Below are 2,099 nucleotides of genomic sequence, written 5' to 3'. Positions count from 1 at the left end.
GATTTATGCAACAGCGCCCCACGTATGCGGCGTCGGATATGACAATGAGTTAAACGTGCCGGTACTACCTCAGATGGACCCGAGGCGGGCCCAGGGTCAACGTCATCCATTCGTATGAAACTTCGGTTTTGCAAACACTGCGTCCGCACGCGACAAGTAGAATCGATGCGCCAACTGTGCGTCGATGAAAGAGTCGCGGGACCGGTGGTGTGGTTAGCGTGGTCACGCAACAAGTACGAGCATGAGGCAACGAATTTAAGAAAGATGGCAACGCGCATGCGAACAGGGTAAACGCATACGCGTCCCGCACCTGCGGAACTGATCCACAAGATTGGCAAGGCCACAAAGAGAGACAACGTTAGCGTAATGTCCGGGGAAACCACGTCATGCAAAAATGGCTCATTACGTTGCGTGCTTTAAGAGCAATAGTGGCGGTCAGTCGCCTGCCGCAAATCCGTTTATGATTGGCACTGTGCGCCTTTCGCTATCTCGAATAGCGGACGAGGGGCCATTGTAGGTGGTGTGTGAAACGTTGTGCCATCAACTCGGCTGCAATTCCGTTGAGCATATCGACTGGCGTGTGGATATCACAGGATCGCGGGAAAAGTGCGGTCATTGGACGAGCATGCTGTATCTGGGAACGTTCGCGGTGATCCTAATGAGATCTTTTTGACGCATTGAATAGGGTTGATATAAATAAATTGCATTAATTCGCCGTAAGAGGGGGTGATTTAGGGACCCTCTTCACAACCTTGTGACGACATAGAATGGCGATGTCAGCCTTGAGACAAGCCCCGAGATGAAGCAGAAGACCTTCGCCAGCCTGAGCTATGAAACGAAGAAGCGCGTAACCCGTCGTGAGAAGTTCCTGATGGAGATGGGAACGGTGGTTCCGTGGCAACGCCTGATTGCGCTGATCGAGCCGGTGTATCCGAAGGCGGGGCCGAAAGGCGGTCGGCCGGTGATGCCGTTGGCGACGATGCTGCGGATTTATTTCATGCAGCAGTGGTTCGCATTGAGCGATCCGGCAATGGAAGATGCGTTGTACGACAGTGAATCGATGCGGCGCTTCGCGGGTTTGGAGCTGAACGAAGACGCCATGCCGTCGGATACCGCGATGCTGCGCTTTCGGCATTTGCTGGAGCCGCACGAGCTGGCGTGCGGCGATATTGGCCGAAGTCAACGCGATGCTCGGTGAGCGCGGACTGCTATTGCGCGAATGCACGATTGTGGACGCGACGCTGATTCACGCGCCCAGCTCGACGAAGAATGCGAAGGGCAAACGCGATCCCGAGATGAGCCAGACGAAGAAGGGAAATCAGTGGTACTTCGGTATGAAGGCGCACATCGGCGTGGATGCGGAATCGGGCATCGTGCATAGCGTCGTGACGACGACGGCGAAGGTCAACGACAAGCGCTGTTTCGATGAATTGCTGCACGGCGAGGAGACAGCCGTGTGGGGTGATCGCGGCTACGACATTCCGGACATTCGACGACGTTGTGCCGAGCGCGGCATATCGGCGGGAATCGCGCGCCGCAAGCAACCAGGCGAGCCCCGTTGGCGCATCGAACGCGAGATCAATCACGTGATTGCGAAGGTGAGAGCGCGCGTGGAGCATCCGTTCCGGATCATCAAGCGGCAATTCGGTTATGTGAAGACGCGATATCGAGGCCTGGCGAAGAATACGGCCCAGATCGTCACGCTATTCGTGCTGGGCAACCTGTACCTGACGCGCCGTCAACTCGCGAATTGACGCGGCAAGGGCCGGCAATCCGGCATCTGGCGGCACTCGCCCGCCTCGATTGACGCTGCGCGTCTGCCTGAACGTAGCCCTGACCTGGCGCAAATCACGTGGCCGGCGCTGAAATAAATGAATCGCTTCGGGAAACATGGTTGCGAAGAGCGTCCCTTAGGATGTTGGTTTGTCGTGGTAATTTGTTGTGTTGGGCGAGCATTGTGGTTGATTTAAGGGAGCGGCGTTATGTGCCTTCGATCATTGTGGTTAGTTCGCTAACTGGCGCTGCGACAAACTATTGTGCAATGGGTAAATTTGTTCGCTGCGCCATTATGGATCCATTGGGGCGCTGTTGCATAAATC

Annotated in this window: 1 protein-coding gene; it reads left to right on the top strand. The window is 55.7% G+C overall.

The features are described 5' to 3' along the window. Positions 1-799: 799 nt before the first annotated feature. A protein-coding gene (locus tag C7H84_RS36115; protein ID WP_240462219.1) for an IS5 family transposase occupies positions 800-1,754 on the top strand; the annotation gives its coding sequence in 2 pieces (ribosomal slippage) (positions 800-1,159 and positions 1,161-1,754; 954 coding nt in all). Positions 1,755-2,099: the final 345 nt, after the last annotated feature.

The sequence above is a fragment of the Burkholderia sp. Nafp2/4-1b genome (assembly GCF_003635165.1).
Taxonomy (GTDB): domain Bacteria; phylum Pseudomonadota; class Gammaproteobacteria; order Burkholderiales; family Burkholderiaceae; genus Burkholderia.
This window is presented reverse-complemented; position numbering and strand designations above follow the sequence as displayed.